This is a genomic window from Enterobacter cloacae complex sp. CDL013 (genome assembly GCF_049238805.1).
Classification (GTDB): domain Bacteria; phylum Pseudomonadota; class Gammaproteobacteria; order Enterobacterales; family Enterobacteriaceae; genus Enterobacter; species Enterobacter hormaechei_C.
Map to the genome: position 1 here is coordinate 68,987 of NZ_JBMKGT010000011.1, position 16,880 is coordinate 85,866.

Below are 16,880 nucleotides of genomic sequence, written 5' to 3' on the forward strand. Positions count from 1 at the left end.
CACAATTCATACCCTTTCAGTATGTCTCCATATTCATGCAGTTTTGATGGTGCGGAGATTTCATTGAGGAAGTCAGTTTCTATGAAAAATTTGAAAGTCAGCCTGGCCTGGCAGATCCTGCTGGCCCTTGTGCTGGGCATCTTGCTGGGCAGTTACCTCCATTATCATAGCGACAGTCGCGAGTGGCTGATTGCGAACCTTCTCTCCCCTGCGGGCGATATCTTTATTCATCTGATCAAGATGATTGTTGTGCCGATTGTGATCTCGACGCTGGTGGTCGGTATCGCGGGTGTTGGTGATGCGAAACAGTTAGGCCGCATCGGCGTTAAAACCATTCTCTATTTCGAAGTGATCACTACGGTTGCCATCGTACTTGGCATCACCCTGGCGAACGTGTTCCAGCCTGGTGCCGGGATCGATATGTCGCAGCTGGCGACGGTGGATATTTCGAAATACCAAAGCACAACCGCCGATGTGCAGAGCCATTCGCATGGGTTGATGGGGACTATTCTCTCGCTGGTACCGACCAACATTATCGCGTCCATGGCGAAGGGCGAGATGCTGCCGATCATCTTCTTCTCGGTACTCTTTGGCCTGGGGCTTTCTTCCCTGCCCGCGACGCACCGTGAACCGCTGGTGACCGTGTTCCGCTCTATCTCCGAAACCATGTTCAAAGTCACCCACATGGTGATGCGTTATGCGCCAGTCGGGGTATTCGCGCTGATTGCGGTGACCGTAGCGAACTTCGGCTTTGCCTCCCTGTGGCCGCTGGCGAAGCTGGTGATTCTGGTGCACTTCGCGATTCTGTTCTTCGCGCTGGTGGTGCTGGGCATTGTGGCGCGCCTGTGCGGGCTCAGCATCTGGATCCTGATCCGCATCCTGAAGGATGAGCTGATTCTGGCGTACTCCACGGCAAGCTCCGAGAGCGTACTGCCGCGTATCATTGAGAAGATGGAGGCCTACGGTGCGCCGGCGTCCATTACCAGCTTCGTTGTACCGACCGGTTACTCCTTCAATCTGGATGGTTCAACGCTGTATCAGAGTATTGCAGCGATCTTTATCGCGCAGCTGTACGGCATTGACTTGTCGCTGTGGCAGGAAATCGTACTGGTTCTGACGCTGATGGTGACTTCAAAAGGGATCGCAGGCGTGCCGGGCGTCTCCTTCGTGGTGCTGCTGGCGACGCTGGGCAGCGTCGGTATTCCGCTGGAAGGCCTGGCGTTTATTGCCGGTGTGGACCGTATCCTCGACATGGCGCGTACCGCGCTGAACGTGGTGGGTAATGCCCTGGCGGTACTGGTAATCGCTAAGTGGGAACACAAGTTCGACCGTAAAAAAGCGCTGGCGTATGAACGCGAGGTACTGGGTCGTTTTGATAAAACGGCTGACCAGTGATGTAAAAAGCCGGGTGGCGGCTTCGTCTTACCGGGCCTACATAAGCCGTAGGCCCGGTAAGCGCAGCGCCACCGGGCAACAATTTACTCCCCGCTCAATGCATCAAACTCTTCACACCCGGTATCAAACCCTTCGGTACAGCTCAGGTTTAACCAGTAAAGCGCTTTCTGCTTATTCGGTGTGATAAAGCCTTTCTCACCCTGCCTGAACAGCATTCCTGCCCAGTACTCCGCATAGCCCGTCCGGGACAGAGCCGAACTCCGCTTGAACCACGATGCGGCCTGCACGTCATCCTGAGGAACTTCAACGCCGTTGGCATAGATCAGCCCCAGCAGCTGTTGCGCGTCTACCGCCGAGTCGCTATCGATGTCTTCGGTCGCCGATTGCAGCAGTGCGATGGCCTGCGGGTAGTCGGTTTTGCCCGCCTGCGTGTTCACCAGCACACGCGCCAGCATGATCGCGCCGCGTTTGCTGCCCGCAATGTTTGCCTGTTGGGCCAGGGCTTTAGCCTGCGCATAGTCACCCTGCGAAAAGTGGATTTGCGACAGCAGCGCCATGGCGTCGACATCACCGCCTTTTGCCGCTTTTTCCGCCCACAGCGCCGCCTGCGCGCTGTCGCCGGAACTGAACCAGGTATCGGCGAGATAATACTGCGCGCGCGCATCGCCCGCTTCAGCCTGCTTTTTATACTGGCTGCCTATCTCATCGGCATGGGCAAACGCGGTTAAAAATAACAACATCAGAAAAAGGATTTTCATGGATTCTTATCATCTGGGTACACGCCGCGCAGTATAATCGCGGCGACAGAAGAAAAAAACGGGTGCGTTAAGACCTCAGCATCCCACAAGCCGGGCGGAACACGCGTTCCGCCCGAAGAGGTTAGCCTGCGTTACAGGCTAATTTCGCCGCCACCTCCTGATGTTCACTCTTTATTGAAAACTCGCAGAGCCTGCCGCGAGTAATAAAGGTAAAGATCACTATCGTCAGGCAAACAATAAAGACGATGCCTAACGCAGTTTTTAATGGCGTCATGCCTTTTACTCCTTGTCAAAAAAAGAATAAGAGGCTACTCTCAACTTGTTGGAGTTGAGGGAGTAGCCTCGGGTAAATGAAAATTTCCCGGGGCTTTCTACTTTCTGTCCCTCAACAATGCTCAAGACAGAAAGTCTTAAGCACCCGCCGCACATCTTATCCCTCTGAATTAAAATGCAAAGATGTAATTCTATTCTGCGTAAATTACATTATTTCTGCGAGCCGCTTTCCAGAATAATAATTTCTATTTCTTATGAATTAATCGGAAATAAAAAGGGAGTGAATATATCACTCCCTTTATTCAACGATAAATTAACGGCTTCAACCCATTGCGCTTTCGCGCAGTCGGGCTTTCAGCTTGTTATATTCGTCGATCACATACTGTTCCGCAGCGTGTTGATCCGCAATGGGCTCCACGTTTACGGCGCAGTATTTATACTCCGGCGTTTTGGTTATCGGGCTTAAGTTCTCGGTCACCAGCTCGTTGCAGGCGCCAATCCACCACTGGTAGGTCATATAGACTGCCCCTTTGTTCGGACGGTCGCTGACCTGCGCGCGGGTAATGATGCGGCCTTTACGCGAATTCACCCACACCAGCGCTTCATCTTCAATACCGAGCCGTTCGGCATCGGCGGTGTTGATCTGCGCGTAACCCGGTTCATCCGCCAGCGCCGCCAGCGCGGCGCAGTTGCCGGTCATGGAACGGCAGGAGTAGTGGCCCACTTCACGCACGGTGGAGAGCACCATCGGATACTCGTCGGTGAGCTTATCGATCGGCGCGACCCAGTCGCAGGTGAAGAACTGCGCCAGCCCGTTCGGGGTGTCGAACTTCTCTTTAAAGAGGTATGACGTCCCCTGATCGGATTCTGACTCATCCCGGCACGGCCACTGGATGTAGCCCAGCTCACCCATTTTTTCATAGGTTGCCCCATAAAAGTCCGGGCACAGATGCCGCAACTCGTCCCAGATCTCCTGGGTGTTGTTGTAGTGCATCGGGTAGCCCATGCGGGTGGCGATTTCGCTGATGATCTGCCAGTCCGTTTTCAGATCCCATTTCGGCTCGACGGCCTTGAAGAAGCGCTGGAAGCCGCGGTCTGCCGCCGTATAGACACCTTCATGCTCGCCCCAGGAGGTCGACGGCAAAATCACATCCGCCGCTGCCGCGGTTTTGGTCATAAAGATATCCTGAACAATCACCAGCTCCAGATCCTCAAAGCCTTTGCGCACTGCGGACAGTTCGGCGTCGGTCTGGAGCGGATCTTCACCCATGATGTAGGCCGCACGCACTTCACCGTGCGCCGCGCGGTGCGGCAGCTCGCTGATGCGATACCCGGTGTGTGCCGGCAGGCTCTCCACGCCCCAGGCCTTCGCAAACTTCTCGCGGTTTTCCGGGAATTTGACGTACTGGTAGCCCGGATAGGTGTCCGGCAGCGCGCCCATATCACACGCACCCTGCACGTTATTCTGACCACGCACCGGGTTCACGCCCACATGCGCTTTACCCAGATTGCCGGTCAGCATGGCGAGGCTGGTGAGCGAGCGCACGGTTTCCACGCCCTGGTAGAACTGGGTCACGCCCATGCCCCAGAGAATGGCGGCGGTTTTTGCCCCGGCATACATTCTGGCCGCCTGACGAATCTCCTGCGCGCTGACGCCGGTTATCGCTTCGACGGATTCAGGCGTATAGCCCTCGACTATTTTCTTATACTCTTCAAAGCCTTCTGTACGGGTCGCGACAAACGCCTGGTCGTACAGGTTCTCCTCAATAATGACGTGCCCCATTGCGTTCAACAGCGCGATGTTTGAACCGTTTTTCAATGCAATGTGCATATCCGCAATGCGCGCGGTTTCAATTTTGCGCGGATCGCAGACGATGATTTTCGCCCCATTCTGTTTAGCGCGAATAACGTGGTTCGCGACGATAGGGTGAGAATCCGCCGGGTTATAACCAAAGATGAAGACGAGATCGGTATTATCTATCTCGTTGATGGCATTACTCATTGCGCCGTTACCGACCGACTGGTGCAGACCTGCAACCGATGGGCCGTGTCAGACGCGAGCGCAGCAGTCGACGTTATTGGTACCAATAACGGCGCGCGCGAATTTTTGCATCACATAGTTGGTTTCATTCCCGGTTCCGCGTGAGGAGCCGGTGGTCTGAATCGCATCCGGGCCATACTTGGCCTTGATGGCGGTGAGGCGCGTGGCGACGTAATCCAGCGCTTCATTCCAGGAGACGGCTTCCAGCTTGCCGCCGCGCTCGCGGCGGATCATAGGGGTTTTCAGGCGCGGGGTGAGGATTTGGGTATCGTTAATAAAATCCCAGCCGTAATATCCTTTCAGGCACAGCGTGCCCTGATTGGTTTTACCCTGCGCCGCTTCCGCCCGGACGATTTTGCCGTTATTGACCACCAGGTGGATCTTGCAACCTGAGGCACAATAAGGGCAAACCGTGACGACTTTTTTCATCACTTTGCTCCAGTTAAACAGTTCTTACCTGCCCAATATGCAGCTTCTATGCCATGTTTTTATTATGGGTATTTCCTGACTTTACGACCCTTTGCGTGGCAAAACCCTGACGAAAAACAGCCAATCGTCAAAATTGACGTGTCGAAAGGGCAGGGGATGTGACATGGATTGAATTTCCGTCACGTAAAAAACAATTCGGCTGGAGCCGGCGGCAGAATGGTTCAGACTTAACATAATTCCCTGACGGAAGCATGCGATGAAACCGGCGATTCTGGTGGTTGACGATGATGTCGCAGTCTGCGAACTGCTACAGGATGTGCTCAGCGAGCACGTCTTTACCGTACTGACGTGTCACTCTGGGCAGGACGCGGTGAACCGTGTCCAGCAGGACTCCGGCATTGCGCTGGTTCTGCTGGACATGATGCTGCCGGATATCAACGGATTACAGGTTTTACTGCAACTGCAAAAGCAGCGACCATCGCTACCGGTGGTAATGCTGACGGGGCTGGGAAGTGAATCAGATGTGGTCGTCGGGCTGGAAATGGGCGCTGATGATTACATCGGAAAACCGTTCAATCCGCGCGTGGTGGTCGCCCGCGTTAAGGCGGTGCTGCGGCGTACCGGCGCGCTGGACGCGGAGCCTGCCGCGCCGCGCGTTGAAGGTATTGCCTTTAACGGCTGGACGCTGGACACCACCCGCTGCGAGCTGAGCGATCCGCAGCGTAATACCGTGCCGTTAACACAAGGCGAATATGGCCTGCTGCTGGCATTAACGCAAAACGCCCGCCGGGTACTGAGTCGTGAACAGCTGCTGAAGCTGACCCACAGCGAAAGCGCCGAGGTCTTTGACCGCACTATCGACGTGTTGATCATGCGGCTACGGCGAAAAATTGAGGTCAATCCGCACCAGCCTCTGCTGATCAAAACCATTCGCGGTCTGGGCTATGTTTTTGCCACGGACGTTTCCCATCATGAGAAAGCCGCCTGACCGTTCTCCTGAATAAACGCCTGAAGCTCGGCCAGCGTTTTCGCGCCGTCAATTGCATTAGCCGCCAGCAGGCTGGCCCGCGCGCAGGCGTGCGCCAGATAAATACTCTCCGTCAGCGGCAGGGATTCATGGCAGCCGTATAAAAAGCCCGCGCAAAACGCGTCGCCCGCGCCGACGCTGCCGATAATCTCGTCCTGCGTCAGCTTCCACGACGGAACCCATTGCCCTTTTTCACCCGGCGCTTCACCCCATGCCCCTTCCGGACAGTGGATCACCACCCGCTGTCGCACGCCTGCCGCCAGCAGTTGTGTGGCAGCGTCGGCGATATGGGCCATGTTCAGCGCATCATGGCCGTCACGGATCTCAAGCCCGCTAAACTCACCGGCTTCCAGCTCGTTAATCACCAGATAATCAAGATGGCGCAGGGCAGGGAGCACCAGCGGCTGATAGCGCGGATCGCCCTTGCGGGACACCAGATCGAGCGAGGTTTCATACCCCTGATCGCGCATCTGTGCCAGTAACCGCGCGCTGCGGGTGCCAAATTCCTCGTCCGGCATGTCCAGGCTGTCGAGCAGCAGCAGGTAGCCGAGATGGAAGATCTTCAGCGATCCGTCTAAACGATCGAAGGCGGGAAGATCCAACAGGCGGTTGGCGCCCGGCGAGTGGAAAAAAGTGCGCTGTCCGCTGGGGTCGGTCATCACCTGCGACATCGACGTTGGGGCGAACGTTGTACGCTGCACGCGCTGGCGATTGACGTGATACTGGTCGAGCATCGCCAGAATATAGTCTCCGTCGCTGTCTTCCCCAATCAGCCCCACCGCCTGTAACGGCAGGCCGACGTGCATTTTCGCCAGCGTCAGCAGAACGTTGAGCGGCGCACCGCCGGTTGAGCGCTCACTGTGGGTGATTTCCGCCAGCCAGCCGCGCTCCGGCCACTGTACGATCTGGTGGACGTGATCCACCAGCATGTTGCCTGCGGCGATAATCCCTTTGCGTTCCATTATGCCTGCCCCGCGCTGCCGAAGATGCGCATCTGTTCCGCAACCGTATCGGTAATGGCCTCTTCAATGCCCAGCAGCAGCTCTGCAAATTCATCGTACAGCGGCTGGCGGTTTGCCATGCGCTGCTCAACGGCGGCGAGCGCGGCCTGCGACATGCCGGTATAAAAGTTGATTTTATGAATGCCCAGCTCGATGGCGCGGCGGAAATCAGTATCGCTTATGCCAGAGCCGCCGTGTAAAACCAGCGGCAGGCCCGTCTGCTGTCGAATGGCGTCCAGACGCGGGAAATCAAGCTTCGGCTCGCCCTTGTATTTGCCGTGCGCGTTGCCAATGGCGACCGCCAGCGCGTCGATACCGGTTAAATCGACAAACTCGCGCGCCAGCTGCGGATCGGTGAAGAAGGCTTCATCCGCATGCCCGTAAAGCGCACCCCCTTCATCACCCCCGACCGCGCCCAGCTCCGCCTCTACCGAGACGCCCACCGCATGGCACATCTTCACCACTTCCCGCGTCTGGCGGATATTTTCCTCATAGCTCAGCGTCGAGCCGTCGAACATCACCGAGCTGAACCCTAAGCGCAGGGCGCGCACGACGGCCTCAAAATGCAGCCCGTGGTCGAGGTTAAGCACCACGGGAATATCGTGACGGGCGGCTTCGAACTTCACTGCTTCGACAAGCGACTCCAGAGACACGTACTTAAAATGCACTTCGGCGATGTTGATGATGAACGGCGAGCGTTCCTGTTTCGCGGCGGCAAACAGCGCGCGCAGGAAGTGGGAGTCGAGCACGTTGAACGCGCCCAGGGCGTAGCGGTGTTCCCTGGCGTGGGCCAGACCATCGGCAAGAGAAATCAATGGCATCATTCACTCCTTATATCCGAAACAGGTTGTACTCGTTGCACAGCACCAGCACCGCCGGTTCGTCTTCTTCAATGGTGTTGTAGCGGTCAATGGGCTGTAAAAAGTGGTTGTCGTGTTCATCGTCATTGACCGACGACACTTCGCCCACCAGCACGTCGCCAAAGCCGCGTTCACCCCAGAAACTGTGGTACAGGCCGGGCGTCAGGCAGATGCTCTCCCCTGGTGTGAGGCGCAGCTGGCTGCCGGGCGTGTGCGTCTGCCGACAGCCGTCGACGGTAACGGTCACGTCGGTGTTTTCGGTCTCTTCATGCGCGCCCGCATTCCATAACTCAATAATCAGATTCCCGCCGCCGCGGTTAATGATGTCCTCCCGCTTGCGCCAGTGAAAATGCATCGGCGTCACCTGGCCGTCGCGGACGTGCATGATTTTTTCGGCATAGCACTTTTCATAGGGCACGCCGTTGGGGGAGCCGTTGCGCAGGGTGAACAGCGTTAACCCCTGTGCAGCGAAGTTGTTGCCACCAAATGCCGTCACGTCCCAGCCGAGCCTGAGGTCAAACACCTCCTGCCATGCGGCCTGGTCAAGCTGCTGCCATTTTGTCGGCGGAAAGCTGGCAAAAGGCGGGAGATGCACGTCGTGCATGGAGAAGAACTGCCGCGTATGGCCGAGGATTTCATTGATGTCGGAGCGTTTCATGGGGACTCCTTGAAAACAGTTCCCTCTCCCGGTGGGAGAGGGAAAAGGATCATTTAACCGTCCACCCCTTATACGTGCCGACGTTCTTTTTATCGATCATCGTCACCGGGATCAGCACAGGCTCTTTCGGCGCAGGTTTGCCCTGAAGAATGTCATAGCCGATCTCCACCGCCTTCGCCGCCATCACCTGCGGATCCTGCGCTGGCGTCGCCACAAACAGGGAGTTTTCGCGCTTCAGGGCTTCTTCACCGTCCGGGCTGCCATCCACACCAACGATAAAGAACTCGTTGCGCTGCGCCTGCTTCGCGGCCAGATCGGCGCCGATCGCGGTAGGATCGTTAATCGCGAATACGCCGTCTATCTTCGGATTAGCCGCCAGCAGGGAGGTCATGACCTCCAGCCCGCCTTCACGGCTGCCTTTGGCGTTCTGGTTATCCGAGAGCACTTTGATATCCGGGTGGCGCCTGAACTCGGTCTGGCAGCCCTCCACGCGGTTTTGTACCGCAGAAACCGGCGGCCCGTTGATGATCACCACGTTGCCTTTACCTTTCAGGCGGTCGGTAATGTACTTACAGGCCATCTCACCCGCCTGGGTGTTATCGGAGGTGATGGTCGCATCGGCTCCTTCCGCCGCCACGTCAACCGCCACGACCACGATCCCCGCCTCTTTGGCGCGTTTTACCGCCGGGCCGATCCCTTTGGAATCCGCGGCGTTGAGGATGATCATGTCCACTTTCGCCGCAATGAAGTTATCAATCTGCGACACCTGCTGGCCCAGATCGTACCCGCTGGAGACCAGCGTCACCTTGACGTTGTCCCCCGCCAGCTTGCGCGCTTCCAGCTCGGCACCTTTGGTGATCTGCACGAAGAACGGGTTAGCCAGGTCGCCCACCGTCACGCCGATGGATTTCAGATCTTTTGCCTGCGCAAACGGGGTTGCGGCCAGCAGCGCGCCAGCACAGAGCGCGGTCACTAAGGGCTTCAATCTCATGCTGTATTCCTCACGTAGGGTATTGTTGTTATGCACTTTGATGGTGTCGGGTACGGTATTTGTCGATCAGCACCGCAATGATGATCACCGCCCCTTTGATCACCAGCTGCCAGAAGTAGGAGACGCCCATCAGCGTCATGCCGTTGTTGAGGGTGGCGATGATCAAGGCACCGACCAGCGTGCCGGTGATCGTGCCGATCCCGCCGACGAAGCTGGTGCCGCCGAGGATCACCGCCGCAATTGCATCCAGCTCATACCCCGTGCCGAGGTTGCCATTGGCGCTGTAGAGACGTGAAGCGCTCATGACGCCGCCGAGACCGGAGAGCAGGCCGCTCATGCCGTAGACAAACAGCAGCACCAGCCAGACCTTAATGCCCGTTAAGCGCGCCGCCTGCATATTGCCGCCGACCGCATAGATGTGAACGCCGAGGGTTGTGCGACGCAGAATAAACCAGCACACCACAATCACCGCCAGGGCGATCACAACCAGCCAGGGGATCGGGCCGAGGTAGTTATTGCCGATCCACTCGAAGTTGATGTTGGAGTTAATGACCGTCGTGCCGTCCGCCAGCAGGTAGGCCGCGCCGCGCAGCGCCGTGTAGGTGCCGAGCGTGACGATAAATGGCGGAAGTCCGGCGAAGGCCACCAGCGCGCCGTTGAACAGCCCCAGTACCATACCGAGCATTAGCGCCGCCGGAATGGAGAGCATCGCAAATTCAGGGATAAGCGAGACCACCATCGCCGCCACCGCCGTGGTGCCCAGAATCGAGCCCACGGAGAGGTCAATCCCGCCGGTCAGGATGATGAAGGTCATCCCGGCCGCCAGAACAATGTTGATCGACGCCTGCCGGGTAATATTGAGCAGGTTACTTTCTGTGAAAAAGTTCGGAGCGATAAAGCCAAATACAGCCACAATCAGGATTAAAATCGGCAAAATGCCGATCGTTTGCATCAGATCGCTCATCAGCATTTTTTTGGCAGAGGCGGATTTCGCCACCTGCTGCGGATGGGTTGGAGTTGTCATAATTACACCGCCTGATGATGTGTGTCGTTCACGCCGGTTGCCAGCGTCATGATGTTTTCCTGAGAGATGTCGCGCCCGTGCAGTTCACCCGCAATGCTGCCTTCCCGCATCACGTACACCCGGTCGCTCATTCCTACTACTTCCGGCAGCTCGCTGGAGATCATCAGGATCGCCACCCCTTTGCGCGCCATCTGGTTCATGATGCGGTAGATCTCGCTTTTTGCCCCGACGTCCACGCCGCGCGTGGGTTCGTCCAGAATCAGAATGCGCGGGCCTATCGCCACCCAGCGGGAGATCAGCAGTTTTTGCTGGTTGCCGCCGGAGAGCCCGCCTGCGCGCACCTGAGAATGCGGCACGCGGATATTGAGCAGGGCGATGGCGTCATCGGAAATCGACTGCGCTTTTTTGCGGTTCAGCCAGCCGAAGGTGGCGTCGCGCTCCAGCGTCGCCATGGTGATGTTCTCCTGCGCCGCCAGCTCCAGAAATAGCCCCTGCTCCTTGCGGTTCTCGGTGAGAAAACCGATGCCGTTCTCAATGGCCGCGCGCGGGGAGTGGATCACCACCGGTTCGCCGTCCACCTCAATCATGCCGCCGGTGGCTTTGCGCACGCCGAAGATCAGCTGCGCCAGCTCAGAACGCCCGGCGCCGACCAGCCCTGCCAGCCCGACGATTTCACCGGAGCGAACCTGCAAACTGCACGGCTGCACTTTTTTGCCATCCGTGAGATGATGCACGTTCAGACGCGGGCTGCCGAGCGGAATATCGCGCTCTTTGTTGAACAGGTCGCTTAACGGACGACCCACCATCATGCGCACCAGCTCGGAGGCGTTGAGCTTGTCGCGCGTCAGGCTGCCGACGTATTGCCCGTCGCGTAGCACGCTGACGCGGTCAGAGAGTTCATACACTTCCGCCATGCGGTGGCTGATGTAGATAATCGCCATCCCTTCATCGCGCAGGCGCAAAATCAGTTCGAACAGACGGTGGGTTTCGCGTGAGGAGAGGGCGGCGGTAGGTTCGTCCATCACCAGAATGCGGCTGTTGCGGTGCAGCGCGCGGGCGATCTCCACCTGCTGTTGCTCGGCGATGGTCAGTTTCATGACCAGGTCGGTGGCGCTGAACTGCGCGCCCAGACGGTCAATGACCGCCTGGGCCTGGGCAGCCATCTCTTTGCGCTGGACCAGCCCGCCGCGCGACAGCTCGCTACCGAGAAAAATGTTTTCCGCCACGGTCAGGTTAGGAGCAAGCTGCATCTCCTGATAAATCAGGGTAATGCCTGCGGCCAGCGCATCCTTCGGCCCTTTGATGTGAAACGGCTGACCGTCGATGAGGATGTCGCCGCTGCTGGCGGTATAGGCGCCTGCGAGGATCTTCATCAGCGTGCTCTTTCCGGCGCCGTTTTCCCCCATCAGCGCGTGGATCTCACCGGGGAAAACCGTCAAATCCACGCCCTTGAGCGCGTGGAAATTGCCAAAGGTTTTGGCAATGTGGCGCATCTCTAAAACCGGGGTTCTGCTCATGGCGGATCTCCTGTGAATGTCGATATCTGCACTTCATCACAGGCGCGTAAATGCAAAATGTCAGAAGCTGTTCATATTTGTCATAGTTATGAATAGCTAATCGCCATCACATTTTCCTTTTCCCTCTCCCTGTGGGAAGAGGGCCAGGGTGAGGGCACCAAACCGCAGAGGAGCCCAAACCCATGCCATCACGCCCCCCGTTCTTCACCAGCGCCCGCGGTCGCCTGCTGATATTTAACCTGCTGGTGGTGGCGGTAACGCTGATGGTCAGCGGCGTGGCGGTGCTCGGCTTTCGTCATGCCAGCCAGATCCAGGAGCAGGTGCAGCAGCAAACGCTGGATGACATGACCGGCAGCATGAACCTCGCGCGCGACACGGCCAATGTGGCAACGGCGGCGGTGCGGCTGTCGCAGGTGGTCGGTGCGCTGGAGTACAAAGGCGAAGCTGAGCGGCTTAAACAGACGCAAATGGCGCTGCGCCACTCGCTGGAGCAGCTTGCCGATGCGCCGCTGGCGCAGCAGGAGCCGGCGCTGGTGACGCGTATTATTCGCAGGAGCAATGAGTTACAGCAGAGCGTGACGGGAATGCTGGAGCGCGGGCAAAAACGGCATCTGGAGCGTAACGCGCTGCTCAGCGCGCTGTATCAAAGCCAAAGCTACCTGCGTCATTTGCAGGATATCAACCGTCGTTACGCGAGCAATGTGCCAGACGCCCGGCAGCTTGCAGAGATGGACAGGCTGATCGTTGCCGCCATTGATACCCCTTCACCGCGCGCCACGGTGCAGCAGCTGGATGCAGTAACCGCGATGTTACCCGCGAGCGCCCTGCAACCGGTGGTCAACCTGGTGCTCCCGGATTTTAATGATGAGCTGCGCAAGCTCGCGCCACTGTCGAAGCAGCTGGAAGAGAGCGATCTGTCCATCAGCTGGTACATGTTCCACATCAAGGCGCTGGTAGCGATATTAAACCGCGACATCAATCAGTACGTTGAACAGGTGGCGCAGGCCTCCCGGCTGCGTACCGCCCAAAGTCACCAGGAGCTGCGCTCCATCAGCGTGTTTATCAGCGTTTTCGCGGTGCTGGCGCTGATCATCACCGGCTGCGCCTGCTGGTATATTTATCGCAATCTGGGCTCCAACCTGACGGCTATCTCAAGGGCAATGTCGCGTCTCGCTCACGGAGAGCAGAATGTGTCGGTGCCCGCACTACAGCGGCGTGATGAGCTGGGGGAACTGGCGCGCGCGTTTAACGTTTTTGCACGCAATACCGCTTCGCTGGAGCACACCACGCGGCTGCTTAAGGAGAAGACCTCGCAGATGGAGGTCGACCGCATCGAACGTCAGGGGCTGGAGGAGGCGCTGCTGCACAGCCAGAAAATGAAGGCGGTCGGGCAACTGACGGGCGGTCTGGCGCATGATTTTAATAACCTGCTGGCGGTGATTATCGGCAGTCTGGAGCTGACCGATTCAGCGTCACCGGACGCGCCGCGCATCACTCGTGCGCTCAAAGCCGCGGAACGCGGGGCCATGCTCACCCAGCGTCTGCTGGCCTTCTCGCGCAAGCAATCCCTGCAACCCCATGCGGTAGAGATGAAGCCGCTGCTGGAGAACCTGAGCGAGCTGATGCGGCACTCCCTTCCCGCCACGCTGACGCTGGATATTGAAGCGCAAACCCCGGCCTGGCCCGCATGGATTGACGTCAGCCAGCTGGAAAATGCCATTATCAACCTGGTGATGAACGCCCGTGATGCAATGGAGGGGCAAAACGGTGTGATTAAAATCCGCACCTGGAACCAGCGTGTGACCCGCAGCGACGGGCGCAGGCAGGATATGGTCGCGCTGGAGGTGATTGACCACGGCTGTGGGATGTCGCAGGAGGTGAAATCGCAGGTCTTTGAACCGTTCTTCACCACCAAACAGACCGGCAGCGGCAGCGGATTAGGGCTGTCGATGGTGTACGGCTTTGTGCGTCAGTCCGGGGGGCGCGTTGAGATCGAAAGCGCGCCGGGGCAGGGAACCACCGTGCGGCTCCAGCTGCCGCGCTCGACGCTGCCCGCGTTCTCCAATGATGCCGCGCTGGCGACCACGGCCCCGGCAGAAAGTGAGCTGCTTGTGCTGGTCCTGGAAGATGAGGCGGGCGTGCGGCAGACCCTGTGTGAGCAACTGCACCAGCTTGGCTACCTGACGCTCGAAGCCGAAAACGGCGAGCAGGCGCTGAACATGCTGGACGCATCACCGGATATCGACATGTTTATCAGCGACCTGATGCTGCCGGGCGGCCTGAGCGGTGCGGAGGTGATCGGCCATGTACGCAGCCACTATCCGCAGTTGCCGGTGCTGCTGATCAGCGGGCAGGATTTGCGCCCGGCGCATAACCCACAGCTGCCGGACGTTCAGTTACTGCGAAAACCGTTCACCCGCGCACAGCTGGCGCAGGCGCTGCGGAAGGTGATGGTAATTTGATTTGTCCTTCATTTTCAGAATTTAACTCCTGTTTCAGTCATTTACAGTCCCGTCTCGGCATGTAACCATCCTGATTTAACCCTATTTATTATCAGGTTTTTGTTATGGATAACTGGCTGGCGCTTTTTGACGGACAGACCCGTTACTTTCTGGATATTTTTGACAGTCCAGTGAAGCCGGATGTTTTGCGTTTTCGTGGCAGGGAAGCCCTGAGCGAGCCGTTCCGGTGGGACATCGAGTTCACCACCCCACAGGCGAGCATTCCTCCGGAACAGGTGCTGATGAAATATGCCACCTTCCGGATGCGAAGCGGCAAAAATGTCCACGGCATCGTCACCCGCCTGGAATGGCTGTCCACATCAAAAGACCAGTCTCACTACCGGCTCACGCTCAGTTCCCGTCTGGCGCTCCTGGGATACACCCGGCAGTGCGCCGTGTTTCAGAACCAGTCCGTTCCGGAAGTGGTGGAGCAGGTGCTGCGCAAGCACGGACTGGAGGGACCTGATTTTGAATTCAGGCTGGCGCGCACCTACCCGCCGCGTGAAATTATCACCCAGTGGCGGGAAACGGACCTTGAGTTTATCCGGCGTATTCTGTCCGAGGTGGGCATTTACTGGCGTACGGAGATGGACGACGTGCGCGGTCTGGATACGTACATATTTGCCGACAGCCAGCTTAACTACCGGTTTGACGTGCGGCTGCCGTACCGCAAGCCCTCGGGTCTGTTTGACGGCGCGGCGGAATCGGTCTGGGATGTGCGGACCTGGCACAGGGGTGTCACCGGCACCGTCGCCACGCGGGATTACAACTACCGGACAGCCACCACGCCGATGGATGCGACGGTCAGCGTGCGTCATGATGGGGTCACCACCGGGGAGCATTACCGCTACGCCGCGCCTTACCGTGAGGCGGGTGATGACACCAGCCCGGAGCCGGAAACCGAATCCGGGGCCTTTTATGCCCGCATCCACCACGAGCGGGAACTCATCAAATCAGCCCGCATTCACCTGTTCAGCAATGCTGCCCACCTCACGCCCGGGCAGGTGCTGGAGCCGCAGGGCGATGTCATTGATGCCCTGAAAGAGGGTGTTGTCCTCACGCTTGTGACCTTCCGGGGGGCCCGTGATTCCCGCCTGCACGTGTCGGTGTGGGGCATGCCTTACACCGAACGGTACTGTTTCCGCCCTGCGGACATCCCGCGTCCGGAAATCCACGGCACGCTTCCGGCCCGGGTCGAGAGCCGGGAGAAAAATGATATTTACGCTCACCTTGACGAGCAGGGCCGCTATCGGGTGAAGCTCGACTTCGACCGGGAGGGGACGGAAGCCGGTTACAGCTACCTGTGGCTGCGGATGGCGAAACCGTATGCCGGTGACACGCTGGGCTGGCACACGCCGCTCACCGACGGGACCGAAGTGGCGATAGCATACAGCAACGGTGATATTGACCTGCCGTATATCGCATATGCCCTGCACGATTCTGAACATCCGGACCCTGTCTCCCGCGACAACCACACCCGCAACGTGCTGCGCACGCCCGCCAACAACAAGCTGCGGATGGAGGATAAGCGCGGGGAGGAGCACATCAAGCTCGCCACGGAGTACGGCAAAACGCAGCTGAACAGCGGGCATCTGGTGGACGCGCAGGAGCAGCCCCGGGGCAAAGGCTTTGAACTCCGGACCGATGAGCACGGCGTTATTCGCGTCGCAAAGGGGCTGTTTGTCACCGCGGACGGGCAGCAGAAGGCCGCAGGCGGGGTGCTGGAGATGAGCACGGCACTCAGGGAGATCGACGTCTGCCTGAAACAGCTTCAGCAGCTGGAGATGGCGGCAGAGCAGGCGCAGGCGCTGAAGGCGGATATCGACAGCCAGATACAGATGTTTGAGCAGCGGCTGAAACCGCTCAATGAAGCCGTGCTGTTCTCGGCCCCGGCAGGGATGGCGCTGACCAGCGGTGAGCACCTGCAAATGGCAGCCACAAAAAACGTTGCCATTAACGCCGGGGGCGATATCAGCGCCGGAGCAATGGGCAATGCGACCCTGCTTACCGGGGAGAAACTGGGGCTCTTTGCCCGCACCGGTCAACTGAGCCTGAAATCCGGCGAAGGGCCAATCGATGTCCAGGCGCAAAATGCGAACATGCGGTTGTTTGCGGAGAGAAAGCTGACGCTGAGCTCAGCAAGTGACATCTCGTTTGCCGGGAAAAAGCGCATCACGCTGATTGGCGGCGGGAGCTACCTGCGGCTTGAGGCCGGGAAGATTGAGTACGGTACGACAGCGACGTACCTGCGGAGAACAAAGAGAACAATGGCGGCGGCCCCGGCCACCATGCCATTACCTATTCCATTGCTTCCCGGTCAGTATCTACCGCTTAACGGAACAATTTGCATCGAGTGCCTCCTCAATGCCATCAAAGCCAATGACGCTATTGTCCAGGGAGCGTAG

General features: G+C 58.2%; 13 protein-coding genes. 4 read left to right on the forward strand and 9 right to left on the reverse strand.

Annotation, left to right across the window (positions count from 1 at the left end; genetic code table 11):
- Window positions 1–81 precede the first annotated feature (81 nt).
- Window positions 82–1,395 (forward strand): glutamate/aspartate:proton symporter GltP, encoded by a 1,314-nt coding sequence (gene gltP, locus ACOTXD_RS20265; RefSeq protein ID WP_003860256.1) that lies wholly within the window; start codon window positions 82–84, stop codon window positions 1,393–1,395.
- An 83-nt stretch (window positions 1,396–1,478) separates the two neighbouring features.
- Here the strand turns inward: gltP and ACOTXD_RS20270 are convergent, their stop codons facing one another.
- From ACOTXD_RS20270 to fdhF, 3 genes are all read right to left on the reverse strand, one after another.
- On the reverse strand, window positions 1,479–2,153 hold the full coding sequence (locus ACOTXD_RS20270; RefSeq protein ID WP_003860254.1) for a tetratricopeptide repeat protein: 675 nt from the start codon (window positions 2,151–2,153) through the stop codon (window positions 1,479–1,481).
- 121 nt (window positions 2,154–2,274) lie between these two features.
- Entirely contained in the window at window positions 2,275–2,427 is a 153-nt protein-coding gene (locus ACOTXD_RS20275) for a Hok/Gef family protein (protein WP_003860252.1), read from the reverse strand.
- 321 nt (window positions 2,428–2,748) lie between these two features.
- Entirely contained in the window at window positions 2,749–4,896 is a 2,148-nt protein-coding gene (fdhF, locus tag ACOTXD_RS20280) for a formate dehydrogenase subunit alpha (protein ID WP_080453546.1), read from the reverse strand.
- Window positions 4,897–5,152: 256 nt separating this feature from the next.
- Here fdhF and ACOTXD_RS20285 point away from each other — a divergent pair, with 256 nt between their 5' ends.
- A complete protein-coding gene (locus ACOTXD_RS20285) occupies window positions 5,153–5,884 on the forward strand; it encodes a response regulator (RefSeq protein ID WP_003860246.1) in 732 nt (243 codons plus the stop codon).
- Here the strand turns inward: ACOTXD_RS20285 and ACOTXD_RS20290 are convergent.
- The 6 genes from ACOTXD_RS20290 to ACOTXD_RS20315 are packed head-to-tail and all read right to left on the reverse strand — an operon-like array spanning window position 5,866 to window position 11,974.
- On the reverse strand, window positions 5,866–6,885 hold the full coding sequence (locus tag ACOTXD_RS20290) for a carbohydrate kinase family protein (RefSeq protein WP_003860244.1): 1,020 nt from the start codon (window positions 6,883–6,885) through the stop codon (window positions 5,866–5,868). The genes ACOTXD_RS20285 and ACOTXD_RS20290 overlap by 19 nt on opposite strands.
- Window positions 6,885–7,745 carry a ketose 1,6-bisphosphate aldolase gene (locus ACOTXD_RS20295; RefSeq protein ID WP_003860242.1) on the reverse strand — a complete coding sequence of 287 codons (861 nt, stop codon included), beginning with the start codon at window positions 7,743–7,745 and terminating at the stop codon, window positions 6,885–6,887. The genes ACOTXD_RS20290 and ACOTXD_RS20295 overlap by 1 nt, the downstream gene beginning before the upstream one ends.
- A 10-nt stretch (window positions 7,746–7,755) precedes the next feature.
- Window positions 7,756–8,442, reverse strand: a complete 687-nt coding sequence (locus ACOTXD_RS20300; RefSeq protein ID WP_023315234.1) for a D-lyxose/D-mannose family sugar isomerase — start codon at window positions 8,440–8,442, stop codon at window positions 7,756–7,758.
- Between the two features lie 49 nt (window positions 8,443–8,491).
- The gene (locus ACOTXD_RS20305; protein WP_003860240.1) at window positions 8,492–9,433 is read right to left on the reverse strand and encodes an ABC transporter substrate-binding protein; all 942 of its coding nucleotides are present in this window, start codon (window positions 9,431–9,433) and stop codon (window positions 8,492–8,494) included.
- 28 nt (window positions 9,434–9,461) lie between these two features.
- Entirely contained in the window at window positions 9,462–10,457 is a 996-nt protein-coding gene (locus tag ACOTXD_RS20310; protein ID WP_003860239.1) for an ABC transporter permease subunit, read from the reverse strand.
- Window positions 10,458–10,459: 2 nt separating this feature from the next.
- Window positions 10,460–11,974, reverse strand: a complete 1,515-nt coding sequence (locus tag ACOTXD_RS20315; RefSeq protein WP_003860238.1) for a sugar ABC transporter ATP-binding protein — start codon at window positions 11,972–11,974, stop codon at window positions 10,460–10,462.
- A gap of 182 nt (window positions 11,975–12,156) precedes the next feature.
- On the opposite strand from ACOTXD_RS20315, the gene ACOTXD_RS20320 reads away from it, so the two are divergent.
- Both ACOTXD_RS20320 and ACOTXD_RS20325 read left to right on the forward strand, forming a co-directional pair.
- On the forward strand, window positions 12,157–14,436 hold the full coding sequence (locus tag ACOTXD_RS20320) for a hybrid sensor histidine kinase/response regulator (protein WP_061856758.1): 2,280 nt from the start codon (window positions 12,157–12,159) through the stop codon (window positions 14,434–14,436).
- Window positions 14,437–14,540: 104 nt separating this feature from the next.
- A complete protein-coding gene (locus tag ACOTXD_RS20325) occupies window positions 14,541–16,880 on the forward strand; it encodes a type VI secretion system Vgr family protein (RefSeq protein WP_080453545.1) in 2,340 nt (779 codons plus the stop codon).

What these genes read in the sequence shown, in the direction of transcription:
- ACOTXD_RS20320 (WP_061856758.1), top strand. Translation starts at nt 12,157, where the DNA reads ATGCCATCACGCCCCCCGTTCTTCACCAGCGCCCGCGGTCGCCTGCTG.
- ACOTXD_RS20270 (WP_003860254.1), bottom strand. Translation starts at nt 2,153, where the DNA reads ATGAAAATCCTTTTTCTGATGTTGTTATTTTTAACCGCGTTTGCCCAT.
- ACOTXD_RS20300 (WP_023315234.1), bottom strand. Translation starts at nt 8,442, where the DNA reads ATGAAACGCTCCGACATCAATGAAATCCTCGGCCATACGCGGCAGTTC.
- gltP (WP_003860256.1), top strand. Translation starts at nt 82, where the DNA reads ATGAAAAATTTGAAAGTCAGCCTGGCCTGGCAGATCCTGCTGGCCCTT.
- ACOTXD_RS20325 (WP_080453545.1), top strand. Translation starts at nt 14,541, where the DNA reads ATGGATAACTGGCTGGCGCTTTTTGACGGACAGACCCGTTACTTTCTG.
- ACOTXD_RS20315 (WP_003860238.1), bottom strand. Translation starts at nt 11,974, where the DNA reads ATGAGCAGAACCCCGGTTTTAGAGATGCGCCACATTGCCAAAACCTTT.
- ACOTXD_RS20285 (WP_003860246.1), top strand. Translation starts at nt 5,153, where the DNA reads ATGAAACCGGCGATTCTGGTGGTTGACGATGATGTCGCAGTCTGCGAA.
- ACOTXD_RS20290 (WP_003860244.1), bottom strand. Translation starts at nt 6,885, where the DNA reads ATGGAACGCAAAGGGATTATCGCCGCAGGCAACATGCTGGTGGATCAC.
- ACOTXD_RS20305 (WP_003860240.1), bottom strand. Translation starts at nt 9,433, where the DNA reads ATGAGATTGAAGCCCTTAGTGACCGCGCTCTGTGCTGGCGCGCTGCTG.
- ACOTXD_RS20275 (WP_003860252.1), bottom strand. Translation starts at nt 2,427, where the DNA reads ATGACGCCATTAAAAACTGCGTTAGGCATCGTCTTTATTGTTTGCCTG.
- ACOTXD_RS20310 (WP_003860239.1), bottom strand. Translation starts at nt 10,457, where the DNA reads ATGACAACTCCAACCCATCCGCAGCAGGTGGCGAAATCCGCCTCTGCC.
- ACOTXD_RS20295 (WP_003860242.1), bottom strand. Translation starts at nt 7,745, where the DNA reads ATGCCATTGATTTCTCTTGCCGATGGTCTGGCCCACGCCAGGGAACAC.